At 63.1% G+C, this 21,445-nt stretch carries 20 protein-coding genes and 1 pseudogene; 16 read left to right on the top strand and 5 right to left on the bottom strand.

Translation table 11 applies throughout. The features are described from left to right. Positions 1–3: 3 nt before the first annotated feature. Positions 4–792, bottom strand: a complete 789-nt coding sequence (locus ACVWVP_RS25275) for an AraC family transcriptional regulator (protein ID WP_178923240.1) — start codon at positions 790–792, stop codon at positions 4–6. Between the two features lie 85 nt (positions 793–877). On the opposite strand from ACVWVP_RS25275, the gene ACVWVP_RS25270 reads away from it, so the two are divergent. The 15 genes from ACVWVP_RS25270 (at position 878) to ACVWVP_RS25200 (ending at position 17,421) form a co-directional block, all read left to right on the top strand. Then, positions 878–1,876 carry a bile acid:sodium symporter family protein gene (locus ACVWVP_RS25270; protein ID WP_176998987.1) on the top strand — a complete coding sequence of 333 codons (999 nt, stop codon included), beginning with the start codon at positions 878–880 and terminating at the stop codon, positions 1,874–1,876. Between the two features lie 107 nt (positions 1,877–1,983). Continuing rightward, the gene (locus tag ACVWVP_RS25265) at positions 1,984–2,769 is read left to right on the top strand and encodes an EAL domain-containing protein (RefSeq protein WP_259175499.1); all 786 of its coding nucleotides are present in this window, start codon (positions 1,984–1,986) and stop codon (positions 2,767–2,769) included. Positions 2,770–2,832: 63 nt separating this feature from the next. After that, positions 2,833–3,459: a response regulator gene (locus ACVWVP_RS25260; protein WP_457408662.1), complete on the top strand. Its 627-nt coding sequence runs from the start codon at positions 2,833–2,835 to the stop codon at positions 3,457–3,459. After that, positions 3,460–7,131: a transporter substrate-binding domain-containing protein gene (locus tag ACVWVP_RS25255; RefSeq protein WP_457408661.1), complete on the top strand. Its 3,672-nt coding sequence runs from the start codon at positions 3,460–3,462 to the stop codon at positions 7,129–7,131. Between the two features lie 344 nt (positions 7,132–7,475). Next, positions 7,476–7,934 carry an REP-associated tyrosine transposase gene (locus ACVWVP_RS25250; protein WP_259175501.1) on the top strand — a complete coding sequence of 153 codons (459 nt, stop codon included), beginning with the start codon at positions 7,476–7,478 and terminating at the stop codon, positions 7,932–7,934. A gap of 332 nt (positions 7,935–8,266) precedes the next feature. Next, the gene (locus ACVWVP_RS25245) at positions 8,267–8,812 is read left to right on the top strand and encodes a fimbrial protein (RefSeq protein WP_178923249.1); all 546 of its coding nucleotides are present in this window, start codon (positions 8,267–8,269) and stop codon (positions 8,810–8,812) included. Positions 8,813–8,874: 62 nt separating this feature from the next. Beyond that, positions 8,875–9,612, top strand: coding sequence for a fimbria/pilus periplasmic chaperone (locus tag ACVWVP_RS25240; RefSeq protein ID WP_256732900.1), 738 nt, complete (start codon positions 8,875–8,877; stop codon positions 9,610–9,612). Positions 9,613–9,638: 26 nt separating this feature from the next. Continuing rightward, entirely contained in the window at positions 9,639–12,209 is a 2,571-nt protein-coding gene (locus ACVWVP_RS25235; RefSeq protein ID WP_457408659.1) for a fimbria/pilus outer membrane usher protein, read from the top strand. Positions 12,210–12,221: 12 nt separating this feature from the next. Beyond that, on the top strand, positions 12,222–13,340 hold the full coding sequence (locus tag ACVWVP_RS25230) for a fimbrial protein (RefSeq protein ID WP_457408657.1): 1,119 nt from the start codon (positions 12,222–12,224) through the stop codon (positions 13,338–13,340). A 9-nt stretch (positions 13,341–13,349) separates the two neighbouring features. Further along, the gene (locus tag ACVWVP_RS25225) at positions 13,350–14,561 is read left to right on the top strand and encodes an EAL domain-containing response regulator (protein ID WP_178923255.1); all 1,212 of its coding nucleotides are present in this window, start codon (positions 13,350–13,352) and stop codon (positions 14,559–14,561) included. Further along, entirely contained in the window at positions 14,558–14,842 is a 285-nt protein-coding gene (locus tag ACVWVP_RS25220) for an ANTAR domain-containing protein (protein ID WP_178923257.1), read from the top strand. The genes ACVWVP_RS25225 and ACVWVP_RS25220 overlap by 4 nt, the downstream gene beginning before the upstream one ends. 55 nt (positions 14,843–14,897) lie before the next feature. Continuing rightward, entirely contained in the window at positions 14,898–15,257 is a 360-nt protein-coding gene (locus ACVWVP_RS25215; protein WP_178923259.1) for a type 1 fimbrial protein, read from the top strand. A 124-nt stretch (positions 15,258–15,381) separates the two neighbouring features. Further along, positions 15,382–16,566, top strand: coding sequence for a sugar transporter (locus tag ACVWVP_RS25210; RefSeq protein ID WP_178923262.1), 1,185 nt, complete (start codon positions 15,382–15,384; stop codon positions 16,564–16,566). An 11-nt stretch (positions 16,567–16,577) separates the two neighbouring features. After that, on the top strand, positions 16,578–16,937 hold the full coding sequence (locus ACVWVP_RS25205) for a lysozyme inhibitor LprI family protein (RefSeq protein ID WP_457408654.1): 360 nt from the start codon (positions 16,578–16,580) through the stop codon (positions 16,935–16,937). Between the two features lie 46 nt (positions 16,938–16,983). Next, positions 16,984–17,421 (top strand): hypothetical protein, encoded by a 438-nt coding sequence (locus tag ACVWVP_RS25200; protein WP_457408652.1) that lies wholly within the window; start codon positions 16,984–16,986, stop codon positions 17,419–17,421. A gap of 69 nt (positions 17,422–17,490) precedes the next feature. On the opposite strand, the pseudogene ACVWVP_RS25195 reads toward ACVWVP_RS25200, so the two are convergent. Further along, positions 17,491–17,700: pseudogene (locus ACVWVP_RS25195) on the bottom strand (transaldolase family protein); the annotation flags it as partial. 230 nt (positions 17,701–17,930) lie between these two features. Between ACVWVP_RS25195 and aqpZ the strand changes: the two are divergent. Further along, complete coding sequence (gene aqpZ / locus ACVWVP_RS25190; protein ID WP_178923266.1) at positions 17,931–18,635, top strand: aquaporin Z; 705 nt, start codon at positions 17,931–17,933, stop codon at positions 18,633–18,635. 51 nt (positions 18,636–18,686) lie between these two features. On the opposite strand, the gene tal is transcribed toward aqpZ, so the two are convergent. The 3 genes from tal to ACVWVP_RS25175 are packed head-to-tail and all read right to left on the bottom strand — an operon-like array spanning position 18,687 to position 21,434. Continuing rightward, entirely contained in the window at positions 18,687–19,610 is a 924-nt protein-coding gene (gene tal, locus ACVWVP_RS25185; RefSeq protein ID WP_259175510.1) for a transaldolase, read from the bottom strand. Between the two features lie 24 nt (positions 19,611–19,634). Beyond that, positions 19,635–20,588: a sugar-binding transcriptional regulator gene (locus ACVWVP_RS25180; RefSeq protein WP_178923270.1), complete on the bottom strand. Its 954-nt coding sequence runs from the start codon at positions 20,586–20,588 to the stop codon at positions 19,635–19,637. 45 nt (positions 20,589–20,633) lie between these two features. After that, the gene (locus tag ACVWVP_RS25175) at positions 20,634–21,434 is read right to left on the bottom strand and encodes an SDR family oxidoreductase (protein WP_259175511.1); all 801 of its coding nucleotides are present in this window, start codon (positions 21,432–21,434) and stop codon (positions 20,634–20,636) included. Positions 21,435–21,445 lie beyond the last annotated feature (11 nt).

Below are 21,445 nucleotides of genomic sequence, written 5' to 3'. Positions count from 1 at the left end.
AGCTCAGCGAAAGAACTCCCCCGGCGTCGCCTCGAATTGTTGGCGAAACGCGTTGATAAACGCCGACGTCGACTCATACCCGCAGCCCAGCGCCACATCGGTCACCCGTTCGCCTTGCTCCAGGGCGGGCAGGGCGGTCAGCAAGCGCAGACGTTGGCGCCAGGCGCGAAACGTCAGGCCGGTGTCACTGAGGAACAAGCGGCTGAGGGTCTTCTCACTCACCCCCAGTTTCTGGCTCCACTGGCCCAGGGTGGTCTGCTGTTCCGGGTGGGCGTTGAGGCTGCGGTAGATCTGGCGCAGGCGCGGGTCCAGGGGCAGGGGCAGCATCAGGTCGACCTGGGGCGCCGCGGCCAGTTGGTCCAGCACCACCTGGGCCAGGCGCCCGTCGGGTCCGTCTTCGGCGTACTCCACGGGCAACTCGCTGAAACTGCGGATCAACTCGCGCAACAGGCTGCTCACCTCCAGTACATGGCAGCGTTCGGCCGCCCAGGTGGTCACGCTGCAATCGAGGTACAGGCTGCGCATTTCAGTGTGGGGCGAACTGAACACCCGGTGCGGCACGCCTGCGGGGATCCACACCGCACGCTGGGGCGGCGCGACGAAGCGGCCGACGCTGGTCTGAATCTCCAGCACCCCGGAAATCGCGTAGGACAACTGCACCCACGGGTGGCTATGCCGACGGGTCAGCGCCCGGTTGGGCAGTGATTCGGTGCGCCCATACACCGGGCGTGGCAGGCTGGAAAGCCCAGGCACTGTGCGGCGGACGGTCTTGTCATGTCCTTTAGGCGGCATTTACTGGCTCATTGGCGTTAGTCGGTAACAAGCCGTTACGTTAGAGTCGCGAGGATGCTCTTGGCAACCCCTGGAAGATTTGCTTATGACCCGCCCGCGTTTTCTGCCTGACAACTTCACCCTGACATTGATTGCCACGGTGATCCTCGCCTCCTTGCTGCCCGCCAGCGGCCAGACCGCCGTGGCCTTCGGCTGGGTTACCAACCTGGCCATCGCGCTGCTGTTTTTCCTGCACGGCGCCAAGCTGTCGCGCCAGGCCATCGTGGCCGGTGCCGGCCACTGGCGCCTGCACTTGCTGGTGTTCAGCCTGACCTTTGTACTGTTCCCGCTGCTGGGCCTTGCGCTCAAGCCGGTGCTGTCGCCGCTGATCGGCAAAGACCTGTACATGGGCATGCTCTACCTGTGCGCGTTGCCGGCCACGGTGCAATCGGCGATTGCCTTTACCTCCCTGGCGCGGGGCAATATCCCGGCGGCCATCTGCAGCGCAGCGGCCTCCAGCCTGTTCGGGATTTTCCTGACGCCGCTGCTGGTCACCCTGTTGCTCAACGTGCATGGCGATGGCGGTTCGACCGTCGACGCGATCCTGAAAATCAGCGTGCAACTGCTGCTGCCCTTTATTGCCGGGCAGATCGCCCGTCGCTGGATCGGCGAGTGGGTCGGCCGCAACAAGGCCTGGCTGAAATTTGTCGATCAGGGTTCGATCCTGTTGGTGGTGTACGGCGCGTTCAGCGAGGCGGTCAATGAAGGCATCTGGCACCAGATCCCGCTGTGGGAACTGGGTGGCCTGGTGGTGGCGTGCTGTGTGTTGCTGGCCCTGGTGCTGGTGGCGTCGACGCTGCTGGGCAAGGCCTTTGGTTTTAACCAGGAAGACCGCATCACCATCCTGTTCTGTGGCTCGAAGAAGAGCCTGGCGACCGGTGTGCCGATGGCCCAGGTGCTGTTTGCCGGGGCGACCATGGGCGTGCTGATTCTGCCGCTGATGCTGTTCCACCAGATCCAGCTGATGGTCTGCGCCGCCCTGGCGCAGCGCTATGCCAAGCGGCCGGAGTCGATTCCGGAACTGATGGCGCAGGTTGATCCTTAATGAGGTCTTGGGAAATTTCCTACGTATAGGTGGGACGTTTCCCTTATAGATCAAGACTATTCCCGGCCACTATTACCCCATTCGCACCCGCAAAGTGGTTGGTAAGCATGGCCTCTTCCCCCGTCAAACCCTTGCCCAGTGAGCTGGAGATCCAGCGTGGCCTGGCCCTGGGTGAGTTTCGCGCCTGGTTCCAACCCAAGTTCTTCATGCACACCGGCCAACTGGCGGGCGTGGAGGCCTTGGTGCGTTGGGAACACCCGGCGCGGGGCGTGCTGTTGCCCGAAGACTTCCTGGCCGCCGTGCTGGCCTACGACCTGATCGACGACATGTTCAAGCAATTGCTCGAACAGGGGCTGAGCCTGCTCGGCGTGTTGCGCCGCCAGTCCATAGCGCTGGAGCTGGCGTTCAACCTGCACGCTTCGCAATTGCTCGGTGGCGCCCTGGTCGCTCACATCCAGTGGGCCCTTGGGCAGCACGGGTTTTCCGGTTCTTCCCTGGTGTTCGAGTTTGCCGAGAACGGTTTGCTGAACGCCTCGCCGGCGGTCCAGGAAAACCTGCTGCGCCTGCGCATGCTGGGCTGCGGCTTGGCCATCGACGACTTCGGCAACGGTTTTTCCTCCCTCAAGTTGCTCTGTCAACTGCCCTTCAACCAACTCAAGCTCGACGGTGGCTTTGTGCGCCACAGCCCCAGCCTGGTCAGCAGCACCCTGGCACTCTCGCGGTTCCTGGGCATGGGCCTGGTGATCGAGGGCGTCAGCAACCCGCAGATCCGGGACGGCGTGCTGGCCCTGGGCTGCGAGCTGGGCCAGGGGTTTTACCTGGCGCGGCCCATGGCGGGTTACCGTTTGCTGCCTTGGCTGGAAGCGCAGGCGTCGGGCTATTCAAAGTTCTAAGAAATTTCCTACACTCAGGTCGCGCTCGTGTATTTTGTGGCGGCGTGTCTCACAGGGGTTGTTATGTTTAAAGCGTTAGTCGTGGACGATCATCCGTTTATTCGCTCCTCGGTGAAGATGCTCCTCAAGCAGGAAGGCTTCGAGGTGGTGGCCGAGGCCGACAATGGCACCGACGCGGTGCAGTTGGCCCGTGAACACGAGCCTGAACTGATCGTGCTGGATATCGCCATGCCCAAGCTCGATGGCCTGGAAGTGATCGCGCGCATTTGCGGCCTGGGCCTGCGGTGCAAGATCCTGGTGCTGACCTCGCAGTCGCCGCTGTTCTATTCCATGCGCTGCATGAAGGCCGGCGCGGCGGGGTATATCTCCAAGACCAACGACCTGGATGAGCTGATCAAGGCGATCAAGGCGGTCATGGGGGGCTACACGTTCTTCCCCAACCTGGCCCACAGCTCGGTGCGCCGCAGTGACGCCGAAACCACCGACCTGGAATTGATCCAGACCCTGTCCGACCGCGAGCTGACCATTTTGCAGCAGCTGTCCCAGGGCTTGAGCAACAAGGAAATCGGCGACGCGATGCTGCTCAGCAACAAGACCATCAGCACCTACAAGACGCGCCTGATCGAGAAGCTCAAGGTCAAGTCGGTGGTGTACCTGGCCGATTTCGCCAAGCGCAATAACCTGGTCTGAATGAACATGTCCTCGCGTAAATGGCTGATGGGCTTGCTGCTCGCCGGCACCCTGAATGGTGCCGTGCTGGCGGCCGCACCGGCTGATACCTATCAGGTCCTGGGCCGCTCCCATGTGTCGGAGTACGCGGTCTCGCTCGCCGAGCAGGACTGGAGCTGGCTGCGCAGCAAACGCACCCTGGTGCTGGGCGCGTCCGCCCCGGATTATTCGCCGTTTGGCATGACCACCAATGGCCGCGATTACGAAGGCATCACCGCCGACTACGCCACCCTGCTCAGCGAACTGCTGCGTACACCGGTGGAGGTGCACCGCTTTGCGTCCCGGGCCGATGTGATCGAGGCGCTCAAGCGCGGCGAGGTGGATTTTCTCGGCACCGCCAATGGGTTTGAGCAGGCCGACCATGACCTGCTGATGTCGACCTCCTACGCCGAGGACCAGCCAACCCTGGTGACCCAGGTCGCCAACAGCCAGACCCTGACCGAGGACCTGGCCGGCAAGAAGATCGCGATGCTCTACCACTACCTGCCGCCGCAGGCCGTCGAGGCGTTCTACCCCAAGGCCACCTTGCAACTCTATCCCTCGACGTTGAGCGCAATCGGCGCCGTGGCCTTCGGCAATGCCGACGTGTACCTGGGCGACTCTATCAGCGCCCAGTACCTGATCAACAAGAACTACTTGAACAACGTGCAGCTGGCCGACTTCTCGCGGATGGAGGTCAGCAACTTCTCGTTTGCAGTGGCCCAGGGCAACCGCCGCTTGTTGCACATCATCAATACCGCGCTGGCGGCGATCCCCCAGGGCGAGCGCATGACCATCCTGCGCCGCTGGAGCGCGGGCGGCGGCAGCATGCCAGGGCGCACCGCACTGAACTTCAGCGCCAGCGAGCTGCGCTGGATGGCCGCGCACGCCCATGTGAGGGTGTCGGTCGACGACAGCTTTGTGCCGTTCTCGTTTTTCAACGAAGACGGCGAGTTCCGTGGCATCAGCGCCGATGTGCTGGCCAAGGTCGCGCTGCGCACCGGCTTGAAGTTCGATGTACGCAGCACGCAGTCGGTGGCAGGCATGATCGAGCAGATCCGCACGGACAAGGCCGATCTGTTGATTACCGTCACCCCCAGCCAATCCCGTGAAAGCCAGATGCGCTTCACGCGGCCTTACTTGAGCACCCCTTACGTGCTGGTCAGCCGCACCGGCCCGGACAGCCCGGCCACCCTGGATGACATGGCCGGCAAGCGCCTGGCCGTGATCACCGGTAACCCGGTGCGCGACCAGTTGCTGGGTGAGTACCCGAATATCACCCTGGTCAACGCGCAGAACGCCCAGCAAGCCATGGCCCAAGTGGCCAATGGCGAGGCTGATGCGGCGGTCAATTCGTTGATCACGGCGCGCTACATGATCTCGCGCCAGTACCGCGACCGGTTGCGCATCACCACCACGGTCGGCACCGAATCGGCGCGGGTTGCGTTCGCCACGTCGCGCGGTGCGCTGGAGCTGTATTCGATCCTGGAGAAAGCGCTGCTGAGCATCCCGCCGGAGGAGATGGACGAAGTCACCAACCGCTGGCGCAGTGAAATTGCCGTGGATGACAGCTACTGGCTGCGCAACCGTGCGCTGATCCTGCAAGGCTTTGCCGTTGCCGCGATCTTGCTGCTGGTGGCGTTCGGCTGGATCGCCTACCTGCGCATGTTGATGCGCCAGCGCAAACAGGCGCAGATCGCGTTGAACGACCAGATGGAGTTCATGCGCGTGCTGATCGACGGCACGCCGCATCCTATTTATGTGCGTGACCGTGAAGGGCGGTTGCGCATCTGCAACAGCGGTTACCTGGACGTCTTCGGCGTGGAGCGTGACGCCGTGCTCGGCAAGACGGTGGTCGAAGGCGTGCTCAAGCGCGCCGACGAAGCCGCCGCCTACCACGAAGACTATTTGCAGGTGATGGCCGACGGCGTACCCCGGGTGCAGGACCGTCGCTTGACCATGGGGCCGGACAACGTGCTGACCATCTACCACTGGATGCTGCCGTATCGCGGCAGTGACGGTGAAGTCAGCGGCATGATCGGCGGCTGGATCGACATCAGCGAACGCCAGCATTTGCTCGAAGCCCTGCGTGAAGCCAAGGAAGGCGCCGACGCGGCCAACCGGGCCAAGACCACGTTCCTGGCAACCATGAGCCATGAAATCCGCACGCCGATGAACGCGATCATCGGCATGCTCGAACTGGCGATGAAAAAGGCCGACCAGGGCGTCACCGACCGTTTCTCCATCGAAGTGGCGTCGGGTGCGGCTCGCGGCCTGCTGGACCTGATCGGCGATATCCTCGACATCGCGCGTATCGAATCCGGTCGCCTGTCCCTGGCACCGGAGCGCGCCAACCTGCGCGAGCTGGTGGAATCGGTGGCGCGGATTTTCGAAGGGCTGGCGCGGCAGAAACAGCTGCAGTTGATCCTCGACCTGGATGCCAGTATCAACCGTGAGGTGCTGGTGGACCCGCTGCGCTTCAAGCAGATTGCCTCCAACCTGTTGAGCAATGCGATCAAGTTCACCGGCCAAGGCCAGGTGCGCCTGCGGGTCAGCGCCGAACCTGGCGCCGATGACGAGCGCCTGGCGATCTGCCTGCGGGTGGAGGACACCGGCAGCGGTATTTCCAACGAAGACCAGCAGCGTCTGTTCAGCCCGTTTGCCCAGGCCAGCAACCATGGGCAGTCGGCGCGCGGAGGCTCTGGCCTGGGCCTGATGATCAGCCGTACGTTGTGCGAAATGATGGGCGGCAGCCTGGTGCTGCACAGTGTGCTGGGGCAGGGCACCCAAGTGGAAATGCGCGCCAGCTTGCCGACCCTGGCGGCGCTGGAACATGCGCCGGCTGCCGAGCCGATGCAGATGCCGGCGTCCCAGGCGCTGAAGGTGCTGGTGATCGACGATTACCCGGCCAACCGTCTGTTGCTCACCCAGCAACTGCACTACCTCGGCCACCGTGTGGTGGATGCCGAGGACGGCGCCCATGGTTTGCGGGCCTGGCGTGCAGAGCATTTCGACGTGGTCATCACCGACTGCAATATGCCGTTGATGAATGGCTATGAACTGGCCCGGGCGATCCGTGACGAAGAGCGTTCCCGGGGCCTGCAACCCGGGCTGATCCTCGGCCTGACCGCCAATGCCCAGCCCGAGGAAAAAGACCGCTGCCTGGCGGCGGGCATGGATGATTGCCTGTTCAAGCCCATCAGCCTGCAGGACCTGAGTGCACGCCTGACCTCCCTGACCCCGGAAAGCGTGCCGGCACCGGTCGAGGCCTTGCCGGACGACATCGACCTCACCAGCCTGGAACAACTCAGCCGGGGCGACGAGGCCTCGATCAGAAGCCTGCTGCACGACCTGGCTACCAGCAACCAGCAGGACATGTCCCGCTTGATGCAGCTGTTCACCCAGCACGACGTCACCGGCCTGGCCGACCTGGCGCACCGGGTCAAGGGCGGCGCGCGGATCATCAAGGCGCAACGCCTGATCCAGGCCTGCGAAGCCCTGGAAGCCGCCTGCGAAGGGCTCAATTCGGCGGTCTTGACCGACGCCGTCGACACCTTGCAACAAGCCATGGAACAACTCGAACACCACCTCGACACCTACCTGGCTTGTAGTGAGCGAGCTAGCCTCGCGCCTCAGGCACCGCGCACCCCCTGAAAAGCCACGGCGCCCAAATTGGCGCCGCCACACGCCTGTAGTGAGCGAGCTTGCCTCGCGCCCCCGGCACCGCGCACTCCCTCAAAAACCACGGCGCCCAATTGGCGCCGCCACACGCCTGTAGTGAGCGAGCTAGCCTCGCGCCCCAGGCGCCGCGCACTCCCTGAAAAAACACGGCGTCCGGCTTGAAACGGCTGCGCCCCCGGCGCGGGGCAAGCCCGCTCACTACAACGATTGTGTCCGGGTTGTGGGGTACAGACATATCCGGTGACTGGATGGGGCGGAGCGGGTCCCTGAAGCGGGCTAGGGTTAGTGCTCTCAAGGACGTTCCCAGGAGCAGCGGATTGCTACCCACCCCTCAAACTCATCGCCTGCGTCGTGGCCGTTATTCGGAACACGGGCGCAGCTACCTCATCACTGCCGTCGTTCACCACCGTCAACGCCTGTTCACCGACCTGTTTCTCGGGCGCTTGCTGGTTGCCGAATTCCGGCGCGTTCATGAGCAAGGCCTGGTCGACTCCCTGGCCTGGGTCATCATGCCGGATCACATCCACTGGCTGTTTGAACTGAAGCAAAAGACGTTGGCCGACGTGGTACGGCGTATCAAGTCACGCAGCACACTGACCATCAACAGACGCCGCCATAGCAAAGAACGCGTGTGGCAACCCGGGTATTACGACAGGGCTGTGCGGGAAGAGGACGACATTCGCACCATGGCGCGTTACATCGTGGCCAACCCCTTGCGCGCAGGCCTGGCTGAACGGGTGGGTGAGTATTCGCTGTGGGACGCCGCCTGGCTCTAACGCCCAATAACCCTGATGTCGCGAAAATAGGCCTGTAGTGAGCGAGCTCGCCTCGCGCCCCAGACACCGCGTATTCCCTGAAAAACCGCGTCGACTGGATTGGGGGCGGCTTCGCCACCCAGCGCGGGGCAAGCCCGCTCACTACAGTGTGCGGTGTGGGAAATTTCCTACGTGTTGCGGGGATGGGGACTACAGGGTTGGGTAATCCCGAGGCGGAAAATAAATCACGTCGACACAGCAGATGCTTTGTTTATTTCAGGCGCGTATCCGGCGCCTGGCAACTCATCCGTGCATGGCGACAGTGATTAACACTTTCCCCTTGGAGTTGCACCATGAAGATCAAAGCCCTCTCGCTCGCAGCCCTGGTTTGCGCCACCGGCGCCCAGTTCGCCAATGCTGCCGATGGCACTATCAATTTCAACGGTGAGCTGGTCAACCAGACCTGCACCATCGCCGTTGACGGTGTTGTCAGCCCGGCCGTCGCTACCGTGACCCTGCCGACCATCTCTACCGGCCTGCTGACCGCTGCCGGCCAGGCCGAAGGCCGTACCGGTTTCAACATCCAGTTGAGCAACTGCGTCGGTTCTGCCGCCACGGCTGCGGCGTTCTTCAACTCGGGCGCCACTGTGGACCCGGTCACCGGCAACTTGAACAACATGACCGGCACCGCCACCAATGTGCAGCTGCAACTGGTCGACGCCCAAGGCGGCGCGGTGATCCAGGCCGGTAACACCAACCAGCTCACCCGCACCACCCGCAACACCATCGACGCCAGCGGCACGGCGAACATGCCGTACGCCGTGCAGTACTTCGCCACCGGCACCACCACCGCCGGCACCGTGGTCAGCTCCATCACGTACAACGTCGACTACCAGTAAGCCCCAGTCACATCTGCGCGCGGCCTGTGCGGCGCGCCGATGTGCGGCTGATGAGGTGTGTTATGTCCTGCCTGAAAATGCTCCGCCGTAGCGCATGTGTGGCCCTCGCCACGTTGGTCTGTTCCCAGGCCATGGCCGGTGTGGTGATCACCGGCACCCGTTTGGTCTACCCCGCGGGCCAGAAGGAAATCACCGTCAAATTGAACAACAACGGGATGCACCCCGCGCTGGTCCAGGCCTGGGTGGATACCGGTGATATCAACGCCAGTCCCACCAGTTCCAAGGCACCGTTCGTGCTGTCGCCGCCGGTGTCGCGCATCGACCCGAGCAAGGGCCAGAGCCTGCGCCTGATGTTCACCGGCGCGCCGTTGGCCAGCGATAAAGAGTCGGTGTACTGGCTCAACATCCTGGAAATCCCGCCCAAGGCCGATGGCCCGGTGGACCTCAATATGCTGCAGATGGCGTTTCGCTCGCGGATCAAGATTTTCTACCGCCCCGATGGCCTGCCGGGCAGTGCCACCGAGGCACCCGCCGGGCTGCAATGGAAGGTCGTCCCGCAGGGCCAGGGCTATGCGCTGCAGGCCTACAACCCGAGCGCGTTCCATGTGTCGCTGGTGGAACTGACCCTCGCGACCGGCAACCAGCGCTTCGACGGTGAGAACGGCATGGTCGACCCGGGTGCGACCCGCGTGTTTGCGGTCAATGGCCTCAAGGCCTTGCCCGGCGCAGGCCAGGTCGAGTTCAACGCCATCAACGATTACGGCGCCCTGATGCCGATGCAACAACCGCTCAAGCCCTGACTCCCATCGCGCACGAGTAACTGACCATGACTATTCCAGGCCTGGGCCACGGCCCGCAGGCGCAACCGCGCTTTGCCCTCAACCCGCTCGCAGTGGGTGTCATCACCGCGCTGGTAGGGTGCCTGGCGCCGTCGGCGTGGGCTGAAGACGTGCAGTTCAACGACGCCTTCCTGCCCGAGGACTCCCGCAGCCTCGACCTCACCGCGTACCAGAAGAGCAACCCGGTGCTGCCGGGTGACTATCGGGCGGACGTGGCGGTCAACGGCAACCTGGTCAGCCGTCAGGACATCCGTATCAACGCCGATGCCGACGGCAGCCACCCCGTGGTGTGTTTCAACAGCGGCCTGCTGCAACTGATTGGCGTGGACATGCACAAGCTGTCGGCCCACGCGAGCGCCGCCCTGGAGAGCGGCGCCACGTGCCTGGACCTGGGCCAGTTGATCGAAGGCGCCACCGCAACCTTTTCGCCGGACAACCAGCAGTTGGATATCAGCATTCCGCAGGTGGCCTTGCGCCGGGACGCCCGTGGGTATGTCAGCCCTGAACTGTGGGACCGTGGCGTCACGGCCGGCACCTTGAGCTACACCTTCAACGCCAACCACAATAAGACCGACTTCGGCACCTACGACTCGGCCTACCTGGGCCTGAATGCCGGCTTGAACCTGGGCGACTGGCGCCTGCGCCACAACGGCTCGCTCAATTGGCAGAAGGACGCGGGCCAGGATTACCAGACCCTCAACACCTACGCCCAGCGCGACGTGACAAGCCTGCAAAGCCAGCTGACCGTGGGCGAGGCCAATACCAGTGGCGAGATCTTCGACACCCTGGCCTATCGCGGCGTGCAGCTGGGCACCGATGACCGTATGTTGCCCGAGTCCCAACGCGGCTACGCACCGGTGATCCGAGGCATTGCCCGCACCGGGGCACGGGTGGCGGTGCGCCAGGCCGGCAACCTGCTCTACGAAACCACGGTGGCGCCGGGCGCCTTCGTGATCGACGACCTGTACGCCACCGGCTATGGCGGCGACCTGGACGTGACCGTGTACGAGGCCGATGGCAGCGAACAACGCTTTGTCGTGCCTTACGCCGCCACCGCCCAATTGCTGCGCCCTGGCACCTCGCGCTTCAGCGTGACCGCCGGTGAAACCCGCAGCAACTACCTCGACCGCCAGGCCAGGCTGGTGCAAGGCACCTACCAACTGGGCCTGAGCAATATCTTCACCGGCTACGGCGGCGTACAGGGCAGCGACGACTATCGCGCGCTGCTCGGCGGGTTGGCGTTCGGCACGCCGATTGGCGCCATGGCCGTGGACGTGACCCAGGCCCAGACCGACCTCAAGAGCGGCCAGGCCAAAGGGCAGAGCGTGCGTATGAGCTACAGCAAGAACATCCTCAGCACCGGCAGCAACTTCGCCGTGGCGGCCACGCGTTTTTCCACCCAGGACTACCTGGATTTCACCAACGCGATGCAACTGCTGGACGCCGAACGCACGGGCCTGGATACCAGCCTGTTCGGGCGCCCGCGCAGCCGTGTGTCGCTTACCGCCAACCAGAGCCTCGGCCCGTGGGGCCAGGTGGCGTTCAGCGGCTTTACCCAGAATTACTGGAACCAGCCAGGCCGCGATGTGCAATACCAGTTCAGCTACAGCAAGCAGGTGCGCCAGGTCAGCTATGGCATCAGTGCCAACCGCAGCCGTGTCGGCCTGGGCGAGATGGACACCAGCCTGTTGTTCACCGTGAGCATGCCCCTGGAGTTCGGCAAGTCCACCCGTCAGCCGCAACTGTCGGCGCGGGTCATGCGTGACACTCAGGGCACCTACAGCGAGCAGGCGACCCTCAGCGGCACCGCTGGCGAGGATCGTCAGTATCAATACAGCCTCACCGGTGGCCATGAAGGCGCCAGCGGTGCCAACAGCACCTCGGTCAACGGCCAATACATCGGGCCCAAGGCGGTTGTCGGCGGCACGGTCAGCCGTGGGCAGGGCTACGACAGCCTGTCGCTGAACGCCAGCGGCAGCGTGGTGGCCCACCCCGAGGGGGTGACGTTTACCCCGTATCGCGGCGAAACCATGGCCGTGATCAGCGCCCCAGGTGCCCAGGGCGCCAAGGTGGTCGGCTTCCCGGGTCTCAAGCTCGATGGCCGGGGCAATGCGGTGGTGCCTTACCTGCGCCCCTATGAATTGAACGAAGTGGCGATCGACCCGATCGGCTCTTCCCTGGACGTGGAACTCACCGAAACCAGCCAGCAAGTCGCCCCGCGTGCCGGTGCGGTGGTGGCCCTCAAGTACGGCACCAGCACCGGTGAAGCCCTGTTGCTCAACGTGACGCTCACCGATGGCAGTGCGCTGCCGTTCGGCGCCAGCGTGACCGATGACCGGGGCGTGTCCGTGGGCGTGGTGGGGCAGGGTGGCCAACTGTATGCGCGGGTCAAGGAGGATGCACGGCGTTTGTTGATCAGTTGGGGAACCAAGGCCGGCCAGCAGTGTGCGTTGCCGCTGCCCGCCGGCAAAAGTGACGGCCAGCAACTGCGCCAGCTGGATGTGGTGTGTGCGGCGCCAACGGACATGTCGCGGCTCAACGCTGCGCGGTCGAACTGATTCGGAGGTTATATGAAGTCTGTATTGGCAATTCTGGCGTGTGTGTTGAGTGTGTTCGGCAGCCAGGTTTCGTTCGCCGCCGTGTGCCGCTTTTCGGACGACAACCCGTTGGGCAACCGGGGAGTGACCGCCACCATGCCGTTGTTGGGGACGAACATTACGGTGGGTCGTGATGTGCCCTTGGGGGCCGAGGTGTATCGCCAGACGTTCGCTCCCGCCAGCGTCATCAAAACCACGTGCAACGACATCAGCACCTACGCGATTGAACGCAACTTCTTCACCCGCACGCCGATGCCGCTGAGCAGTTGGTCCTCGGGCCCCTATGCCGGGAAAATCTATGAAAGTGGCGTGCCCGGGATCGGCATCGTGGTGACGCATGGCAATGATGCCGTGCCCTATGACTGGAACTGGATGAACTGCACCAATTGGACCGTCACCTGCATTGTTTCGCTGGGCACGGGGACGCTCTCGTTCACGGTTCTTTTCATCAAGACTGGGCCTGTGTCTGCGGGTGTCGTCAATGGCAGCAACATCCCATCGCCGGGTCGCAACCTGATCACCGACCTGACGATGGACATGATCCGTCTCAACTTCTCCGGCAGCATCAATATCGTCTCGCGCACCTGCGCCACGCCGGACGTCGCGGTGCCCATGGGCAGCCATCAACTCAGTGAGTTTTCCGGGCGCAACACCTTCACGCCCTGGAAGGATTTCTCCATTGCCCTGAACAACTGCCCGGCGTTCAACGGCTACTACCAGAGCAGTGGGCCGACCTGGACCAGCGATGGCGGCAGCGGCCTGGTGGGCAACCTGGACTCGCGCAAGAGCAACGTACTGCGGGTGCGCATCGACCCGACGCTGGCGGCGGTCAACCCCACTCAAGGCATTTTGAACGTCAACCCCAGTGCGCCCGGCGACAGCCCGGCCGCTACCGGTGTGGGAGTGCAGGTGGCCGACAGTCACGGCACGCCCTTGCCCCTGGCCACCTTGCGTGCCAGTGGTATCACACCGCGTGCCGATGAAGGGGCCAGCTATTCCATACCGCTCAAGGCCCGCTACATCCAGACCGAAGACCGCATCACGGCCGGTCCGGCGAATGCCACCGCCACCTTCACCATTGACTATTACTGAGGCTTTTTCATGTCATTTCTACCGCTGCGGGTCCTGGTACTAGAGGACCACCTGTTCCAACGTTCCGTGGCCGTCAGCTTGTTGAAGCAACTGGGCTGTGGCGAAGTGCTGGAAGCCGCCAATGGCGACGAGGCCCTGGTGGCGCTGCACCGCGCCGGCCGCGTGGATGTGGTGGTGTGTGACTTGCAAATGGATGGCATGGACGGCCTGGAGTTTATCCAGCGCATCAGTGCCACCGGGCAGGTGGGCGCGATCATCGTCAGCAGTGGCCTGCCCTGGGATGTGCGCCGCGCGGTGCGCCAGATGGGGGCGTTGCTGGGGGTGAACATGCTCGGGGATATTGGCAAGCCGTTGCAGGCCGAAGCCCTGCAGCCGTTGCTGGAACTCGCGTTGAGCCAGCGCCCGGTGGTCCCTGACGTGCAGTCGCCGTTGGACATCGCCGATGAGCCGCAGGTACGCCAGGCCATTCTCGACCAGCAACTGGAGGCCTGGTACCAGCCCAAGTTCGACCTGCAGACCGGTGCCGTGCTCGGGGTGGAAGTGTTGGCGCGCTGGAACCACCCGTTCAAGGGGGTGCAGTCGCCTGCGGTGTTTTTGCCGGCGATGGAAAAAGCCGGCCTGATGGACGAACTGCTGTTTGCCCTGATGCGCCAGGGCCTGTCCTTGCAACGTCAGGCCAAGGGCCAGGGGTTGAGCCTGGACCTGGCGTTCAACCTGCACGCAGCGCAGTTGGCCGATGCCGGCTTGACCGCCCATATCAAGGGCCTGCTCAGTGCCTACCAGGCACCCTGCGCAGGCATCACCTTTGAACTCACCGAGAGCGGCCTGCTGGAAGTGCCTGCCGTGTCCCTGGAAAACCTGGTGCGCCTGCGCATGCTCGGTTGCCGCCTGTCCATCGATGATTTCGGTGCCGGGTTTTCCTCGTTGCAGCGCCTGTGCCAGTTGCCGTTCAACGAGATCAAGCTCGACGCCGAATTCGTCCGTGGCCTGGCCCATGAGCCACGCTGCCGCGCGGTGATCGGCAGCACCCTGGCCCTGGGCAAGACCCTGGACATGTCGGTGGTGGTGGAGGGTATCGAAACCGCCGAGCAGCACCAGCAACTGTTGGAACTGGGCTGCACCCAGGGCCAGGGCTACTGGCATGCACGGCCGATGCAGGGCGCCGACCTGTTGCGCCTGCTGCAAGGCAACGCGCAACTGCGCCGCTGGAGCCAGCCATGATCAATAAAGCCCTGCGCATCATGATCGCCGACCCGCAGCACCACCAGCGCCTGCGCCTGGAACAGGACTTCAATCGCCAGGGCTATTACGCCATTGCGCCGGTGTCGAGCCTGGATGAAATGCTCACGCTGCTCGATTATGGCGGCCTGGGCTTTGACCTGGTGCTGGTGAATGCCAGCCTGGCCGCGAGCGAGCGTTTTGACCTGTCGGCCTATTGCCTGGAGCACCCACGGGTGGGCCAGGCGTTGATCTACGCGGTGCCCCAGCGACAAACGGCCTAAAGTCCGAGCCGTCGTGGACGACTACCTTCTTAACTACACAAGAAGGAGCGTCGGCATGAACCTCAAGCGTTTGTCATTGGTTACCGGCTTTCTTGCGGTGTGGGCGGGAAACTGCATGGCCGCCTCCTCGGGTGTCATTCAGTTTCACGGGAGCATTGTCGAGCCTGGCTGTGTGCCGGACGCACCGGGCGGCGCCGCAATGCTGTTGAAAAACTGCCCGCAAGCGTCTCGCGGTAGCCAGTTCGACGTACAACCTGCCCGTAGCGTCCAGGCGCTGGGCAACGCTGCGGTCAACGTCAAGCTGGTGACGGACAGCGGCGAGGGGCGTTATTACGACCAGCGGTATGTGCTGGTGGATTCACGGGGCAAGCCCATTCAATCGGGGGCCTACGTGGTCACCATGACTGCACCCTGAGGACGCTTGAGGTTATTTTGAGCCGGATGAGCGTCAACAACCGGGCCGCAAACCTATAGAATGCTCGGCGGCGGCGCTTGTCCTGGGCGGCCGCTTGATCATCGCCAGAGTACCGCGCCCTTCAATGAGCATTTCAGCCGCAACCCCCCAAGCCAACTGGCAACCGGTCATCGCCCTCGCGCTGGCCGCGTTTGTGTTCAACACCACCGAATTCGTCCCCGTCGGGCTGCTCAGCGCCATTGGCGCCAGCTTCGACATGCCCATCGCCAGCGTCGGCCTGATGCTCACCATCTACGCCTGGATCGTGTCCCTGACCTCGCTGCCGGTGATGCTGCTGACCCGCAACGTCGAGCGGCGCAAATTGCTGATCGTGCTGTTCGGCCTGTTCATCGCCAGCCATGTCCTGTCCAGTGTCGCCACCAGCTTCGGCATCCTGATGCTCAGCCGGGTCGGTATTGCCTTGTCCCATGCGCTGTTCTGGTCGATCACCGCCTCGCTGGCGGTGCGCCTGGCGCCAGAAGGCAAGCAGGTGCAAGCCCTCGGCCTGCTGGCTACGGGCACGTCCCTGGCAATGGTGCTGGGTATTCCCCTGGGTCGCCTGCTGGGCGAAGCCATGGGCTGGCGCACCACGTTCCTGGTGATCGGTGCCTTTGCGGCCGCCCTGGTGTTCTGGCTGGCGCGCACCTTGCCGTTGCTGCCCAGCCAGAACTCCGGCTCCCTGCGCAGCCTGCCGTTGCTGTTCAAGCGTCCGGCGCTGGTGGCGCTCTACGTGCTCACCGCCATGACCGTGACCGCGCAATTCACCGCCTACAGCTACATCGAACCCTTCGTCGAAGGCGTGGCCGGCATGAGCGGCGGCGCCGTGACCCTGATCCTGCTGGTCTTCGGCGGCGCGGGCATCATCGGCTCGCTGCTGTTCAGCCTGGTGCACCGCTTCAACCCGCACCTGTTCGTGGTCGGCGCGGTCTCCATCCTGGCCGCCTGCCTGGCGTTGCTGTTGCCCCTGAGCGGGGCCGAGTCGTACCTGGTGGCACTGAGTGTGTTCTGGGGCATGGCGATCATGGGATTCGGCCTGGCCATGCAATCGAAGGTGCTGGTACTGGCGCCGGATGCCACGGACGTGGCCATGGCGATGTTCTCCGGCATCTACAACATCGGCATCGGCGGCGGCGCGCTGATGGGCAGTTGGGTTGGCAGCCACTTCGGCTTCGCCTGGATCGGCGCGGCGGGCGGCTTGCTGGCAGCGGTGGCGCTGATCGGCTATTGCCTGGCGATTCGCAGATTCGGCACGGGTGTTCCCCGTCCATGAGGAGGTAGCGTATGACGATAAAACCTGCGGTGTTTGCATTGCTTGCCAGCGCGTCGGCGCTGCTGCTCAGCCCCTCAGGCTCTGCCGCCAGTTTCGACTGCACCAAGGCCAAGGCGCCTGACGAAATCACCATCTGCAAGCACGTCAGCCTCAATGACCAGGATGTGACCATGGCGTTGCTCTACGACCTGAACAAGCACTTCATGGCCATGGGCGGGCGCGGTTCGTTGATGGACGGGCAGGCCGAATGGCTCAAAAAGCGGCGCACCTGCGGCTCGAACGTGAGCTGTTTGAGCAATGCCTACACCCAGCGCATTGGCATGTTGCGTGGGTTTATTGATGAGCGGGTAATGACGAAGGGGCCGTTTTGATCCATTTGAGGCTCATTGCTCCTGTCGACGTCAACGGGGTGAGTTCATGAATACAGTGCGCGGTTTGCACAAAGACGTTATCAGCGGCGTGGCGCATGAAGGCTGTGCTGTTGAGTTGGTCGGGTGGCTGGTCATCATAGACTGGGCGCTTTTCTTGATCCCCGAAGACTATGTTGATGACTATGAACACGACCTCAGGATAGAGGTGGCTCAGCCCGAAATAATATTCGCCGTCGCCCGGAAAATCCTACCGCTTGGCGGTGGTCGGAGTTTTATTTTTCATAAGGCGAAGCTGGCGGGTGTGGTGACCAGCACAGGGCCGTTGAAAGTCGAGTTAACCGCGTTGTCCGTTCAGGAAAGAAACGCTGAGTACTGCTCAATAAACCTGTCGCAGAGCGATATGCGTGAGCATAAAGTCAGCTATGACGCGTTTCTGCAAGGCCGCAAGGATATTGAGTCTCGCGATTGGCTGGACTGGATATAGCGTGGGGCAAATGAAGCAAAGCAGGCGATTCAGGAACCACCCGCCGTCATTGCCAGAGCGCGGCTCATAACTGGCTAGCACCGCCTCCAACTTCTCCTGGCTCCGCGCAAACTGGCGAATCCCTTCCGCCGGTTTCTCTGCCGCCATTGCATCTTCATTCGACGCCCAGCGGAACTGCGCTTCGCTCAGTTGCTGGCGCGCTTCGTCCGTAGCCCCCGACACCCGTTTGCGTTCCAGCGTGCCGTTGTCTTCGGCACGCTTTTGCAGCAGGTCCGGGCTCCTGAACGACGCCTACACGCAGTGCATTGGCCGGTTGCGGCGGTTTATCGATGAGCGGGTAATGACGAAGGGGCCGTTTTGATACCTTGGGAACGCTCGCGTGCGCGTTGCCCGAAGAACGGTCATCAAGAGTTCCGCTAAAACCAGACAAGTCTCACGGAGTATCTTGTTGCGCATTGCTACCGTCGCCCAGGACCGCACACATCCCGTGTGACGGCACCTGAGTAGCAATGGAGTCGCGTGTGCAAAAGCGTTTGACTGTAGAGTTTCTGGGCACTTTCTGGCTGACGTTCGGCGGCTGCGGCAGTGCCATCCTGGCGGCGGCATTTCCTGGGTTGGGCATTGGTTTTGCCGGCGTAGCCCTGGCGTTTGGTCTCACCGTGTTGACCATGGCCTATGCGGTGGGGGGGATTTCCGGCGGGCATTTCAACCCGGCGGTGACCGTCGGCCTGTGGGTGGGGCAGCGCGTGTGCGGTGCAAAGGTGTTGCCGTATATCGTGGCGCAGGTCATCGGTGCGATTGCCGCGGCTGCGGCCCTGTATGTGATTGCCAACGGCCAGCCAGGTTTCGAGATGGGCGGCTTTGCGGCCAACGGCTACGGTGCGTTAAGCCCGGGCCTGTTCGACATGAAGGCCGCGCTGGTGGCTGAAGTGATCGCCACGTTCTTCTTTGTGCTGATCATCATGCGCGTCACCGCACCGGGCCCGGCCGCCGCCTTTGCGCCGATTGCCATCGGCCTGGCCTTGACCCTGATTCACTTGATCCTGATCCCGGTGACCAATACTTCGGTCAACCCTGCACGCAGCACCGGCCCGGCGTTGTTTGCAGGCGGCGAATACATTGCGCAGCTGTGGCTGTTCTGGCTGGCACCGATGGTCGGTGGCGTGCTGGGGGCGCTGTCGGCGCGTGCATTGGACGAACGCAGCCCGGCGTGATACGGCGGCTTTTGCAGGAGCGCGCTTGTGCGCTCCTGCAGAAAACCTGCGTTACAGCGCAGCCAGTACGGCCTCGAGTTTTTCCTGGTCCCGCGCGAACTGGCGAATGCCTTCGGCGAGTTTTTCGGTGGCCATTGCATCTTCATTCGACGCCCAACGGAACTGCGCTTCGGTCAGTGGTTGGCGCGCTTCACCCGTGGCGCCCGGCACCAGTTTGCGTGCCAGTGTGCCGTTGTCGTCGGCCAGCTTTTGCAGCAGGTCCGGGCTGATGGTCAGGCGATCACACCCCGCCAGTTCTTCGATCTGGCTGAGGGTGCGGAAGCTGGCGCCCATGACCACGGTCGGGATGTCGTTGGCCTTGTAGTAGTTGTAGATGCGTGTCACCGACTGCACACCCGGGTCTTCGGCACCGGTGTAGTCCAGGCCGGTGTTCTTGCGGTACCAATCGTAGATGCGGCCCACGAATGGCGAGATCAGGAACACCCCTGCGTCGGCGCAGGCCACGGCCTGGGCGAAGGAGAAGAGCAGGGTGAGGTTGGTCTGGATACCGGCTTTTTCCAGGCGTTCGGCGGTGCGGATGCCTTCCCAGGTGGAGGCCAGCTTGATCAGCACGCGGTCGCGGCCGATACCGGCCTGGTCGTACAGCGCGATCAACTGGTTGGCCTTGGCCCACAGCGCTTGCTCGTCGAAGGATAGGCGTGCATCCACTTCGGTGGAGATACGCCCCGGGATCACCTTGAGAATGCCGGCCCCCACGGATACCGCGAAGTGATCGCAGGCCAGGTCTACATTGCCCTTGGAGTGGGCGACGGCGCTGCGCAGCAGTTCGGCATATTCCGGAATGGCCGCGGCCTTGAGCAGCAGCGACGGGTTGGTGGTGGCGTCCACCGGGCGCAGGCGGCTGATGGCTTCCAGGTCGCCGGTGTCGCAGACCACGGTGGTGAACGCTTTGAGTTGTTCGAGCTTGGACGTCATGGGCGGTAGTCTCCAGAAAAGGGGTTAGTGGTTCAGGGCCTGGGCGGTGTCGAGGTCGGTGATCAGAATGTCGAGGTAGCCGCCCTTGAGCGCGCCGCGAATCGCCTGGACCTTGTTCAGCCCGCCCGCCAGGCCAAGCACACGTTGGATCGAGCGCAGTTTGGGCAATGCCACCGACACCACGAATTCTTCGTCTTCTTCCAGCACCGGTTTGCCCTGGGCATCGAAGTAACGCAGGCAGATATCGCCCACGGCGCCGCGCTCGGCGAGCAGGCGCAGCATGTCTTCGGTGTAGTAGTTGCCGCTGTTGCGCAGCAGTTGCGAGGGTTCCAGGTCGCCAATGCCGACGATCGCCAGGGTGATGCTGTCAAAGCGCTGCAGCACCTCCTTGACCTCTTCCATCTGCACGATGCGCTGCTTGCTTTCCACCGATTGCTCGATGCTCTGGGACGGCAGCAGGAACGCCGGGCAGTTGAGCAGGGTGGCCAGGCGCTGGGTGAGCAGGGTGGCTTCGAAGGCGCCTTTGTGGCCCACGCCGCCGAGCAATTGCACCACTTCCTGGGCGCCTTGCTTGCCCGGTTGCGCGTGCAAATGGCCGACCATGGCGCGGATGGTGCTGCTCCACGACGAAATGCCGATATGGTCCTGGGGCGACAGGCTGGTTTCCAGGTAATGCGCCGCCGCCGAACCGATGGCCTGCTTGATGCTTTCATCGCTACCGGGTTCGGTGGCTTCCACCACGATCACCCGGCGCACGCCGTAGCGCCGTTGCAACTGGGTTTCCAGTTCCAGGTGCAGGCCTTGCAGGCGCATCACGCTGATCTTCACCACGCCTTCCTGCAGCGCCCGGCGCAGGGCGCGGCTGATAAAGGACTGGGACAGGTCCAGTTGTTCGGAAATCTCGGACTGCTTCAGCCCTTCTTCGTAATAGAGGCTGGCGATCTTGGTGATCAGGCGCTGTTCTTCGATCTGGCTCATGAAAGCCTCAATAAATGAATCAATGTCGGTGAGGATACCAAACCCTTACGACATGATCAGGCCGCCATCGATATTGATCGCCTGACCGGTCAGGTAGGCCGCGTCGTCAGACGCCAGAAACGCCACCAGACCTGCCACATCCGAGGGTTTGCCGGCGCGGCGCAGGGGGATGTTCTTGACCCATTCGGCCATCAGTTCGCCCTTGCCGTAGCGTTTTTCATCGGTACTGAGGATCTCGCCCCACACGCGGTCGTTGTAGTCCCACATTTCGCTTTCGATGATGCCGGGGCAAAACGCGTTGACCGTGATGTTGTGCCGCGCCAGTTCCAGCGCCAGGCTTTGAGTGATACCGATGACGCCCATCTTGCTCGCCGCGTAGTGCGGCGTATAGATGAACCCCTGGCGGCCCTGGCCGGACGAGGTGTTGATCAGGCGCCCGCTGCCTTGCTTGACCATGTACTTGGCCGCTTCCCGGCAGCCCAGCCAGACGCCGGTGGTGTTAACGTGCAGCACCTTGTCGAAGTCGGCACGGGGCATTTTGTCGTAGTGATCAATGGTGATGATGCCGGCGTTCTGCACCGACACGTCGATGCTGCCAAAGCGCGCATGGCCTTCGCGGTAGAGCTTTTCGATATCCTCTTCGTTGGTGACGTCGATGCCCAGGGCGAGGGTGGCGACCTTGTATTCCTGGGCCAACTGGTCGGCGGTGAAGGTCACGCGCTCCAGGTCGTTGGAGGCCAGCACCAGGTTGGCGCCTTCCTGGGCGAAGCGTTCGGCAATGCCGGCGCCGATGCCACGGCAAGCGCCGGTGATGACTACAGTTTTACCGCTGAAGCGTTGCGACATGACAAAAGGCT

It is taken from the genome of Pseudomonas sp. TE24901 (genome assembly GCF_054058375.1).
Note: the sequence above shows the minus strand (reverse complement) of the source record. Positions and strands in the feature narration are given on the sequence as shown.

Bases quoted from the DNA above. Each gene is read 5' to 3' on its own strand.
- ACVWVP_RS25240 (WP_256732900.1), top strand. From the start codon at position 8,875: ATGTCCTGCCTGAAAATGCTCCGCCGTAGCGCATGTGTGGCCCTCGCC.
- ACVWVP_RS25180 (WP_178923270.1), bottom strand. From the start codon at position 20,588: ATGAGCCAGATCGAAGAACAGCGCCTGATCACCAAGATCGCCAGCCTC.
- ACVWVP_RS25270 (WP_176998987.1), top strand. From the start codon at position 878: ATGACCCGCCCGCGTTTTCTGCCTGACAACTTCACCCTGACATTGATT.
- aqpZ (WP_178923266.1), top strand. From the start codon at position 17,931: ATGGAGTCGCGTGTGCAAAAGCGTTTGACTGTAGAGTTTCTGGGCACT.
- ACVWVP_RS25275 (WP_178923240.1), bottom strand. From the start codon at position 792: ATGCCGCCTAAAGGACATGACAAGACCGTCCGCCGCACAGTGCCTGGG.
- ACVWVP_RS25175 (WP_259175511.1), bottom strand. From the start codon at position 21,434: ATGTCGCAACGCTTCAGCGGTAAAACTGTAGTCATCACCGGCGCTTGC.
- ACVWVP_RS25255 (WP_457408661.1), top strand. From the start codon at position 3,460: ATGAACATGTCCTCGCGTAAATGGCTGATGGGCTTGCTGCTCGCCGGC.
- ACVWVP_RS25210 (WP_178923262.1), top strand. From the start codon at position 15,382: ATGAGCATTTCAGCCGCAACCCCCCAAGCCAACTGGCAACCGGTCATC.
- ACVWVP_RS25230 (WP_457408657.1), top strand. From the start codon at position 12,222: ATGAAGTCTGTATTGGCAATTCTGGCGTGTGTGTTGAGTGTGTTCGGC.
- ACVWVP_RS25205 (WP_457408654.1), top strand. From the start codon at position 16,578: ATGACGATAAAACCTGCGGTGTTTGCATTGCTTGCCAGCGCGTCGGCG.
- ACVWVP_RS25215 (WP_178923259.1), top strand. From the start codon at position 14,898: ATGAACCTCAAGCGTTTGTCATTGGTTACCGGCTTTCTTGCGGTGTGG.
- ACVWVP_RS25220 (WP_178923257.1), top strand. From the start codon at position 14,558: ATGATCAATAAAGCCCTGCGCATCATGATCGCCGACCCGCAGCACCAC.
- ACVWVP_RS25245 (WP_178923249.1), top strand. From the start codon at position 8,267: ATGAAGATCAAAGCCCTCTCGCTCGCAGCCCTGGTTTGCGCCACCGGC.
- ACVWVP_RS25225 (WP_178923255.1), top strand. From the start codon at position 13,350: ATGTCATTTCTACCGCTGCGGGTCCTGGTACTAGAGGACCACCTGTTC.
- ACVWVP_RS25260 (WP_457408662.1), top strand. From the start codon at position 2,833: ATGTTTAAAGCGTTAGTCGTGGACGATCATCCGTTTATTCGCTCCTCG.
- ACVWVP_RS25200 (WP_457408652.1), top strand. From the start codon at position 16,984: ATGAATACAGTGCGCGGTTTGCACAAAGACGTTATCAGCGGCGTGGCG.
- ACVWVP_RS25265 (WP_259175499.1), top strand. From the start codon at position 1,984: ATGGCCTCTTCCCCCGTCAAACCCTTGCCCAGTGAGCTGGAGATCCAG.
- tal (WP_259175510.1), bottom strand. From the start codon at position 19,610: ATGACGTCCAAGCTCGAACAACTCAAAGCGTTCACCACCGTGGTCTGC.
- ACVWVP_RS25235 (WP_457408659.1), top strand. From the start codon at position 9,639: ATGACTATTCCAGGCCTGGGCCACGGCCCGCAGGCGCAACCGCGCTTT.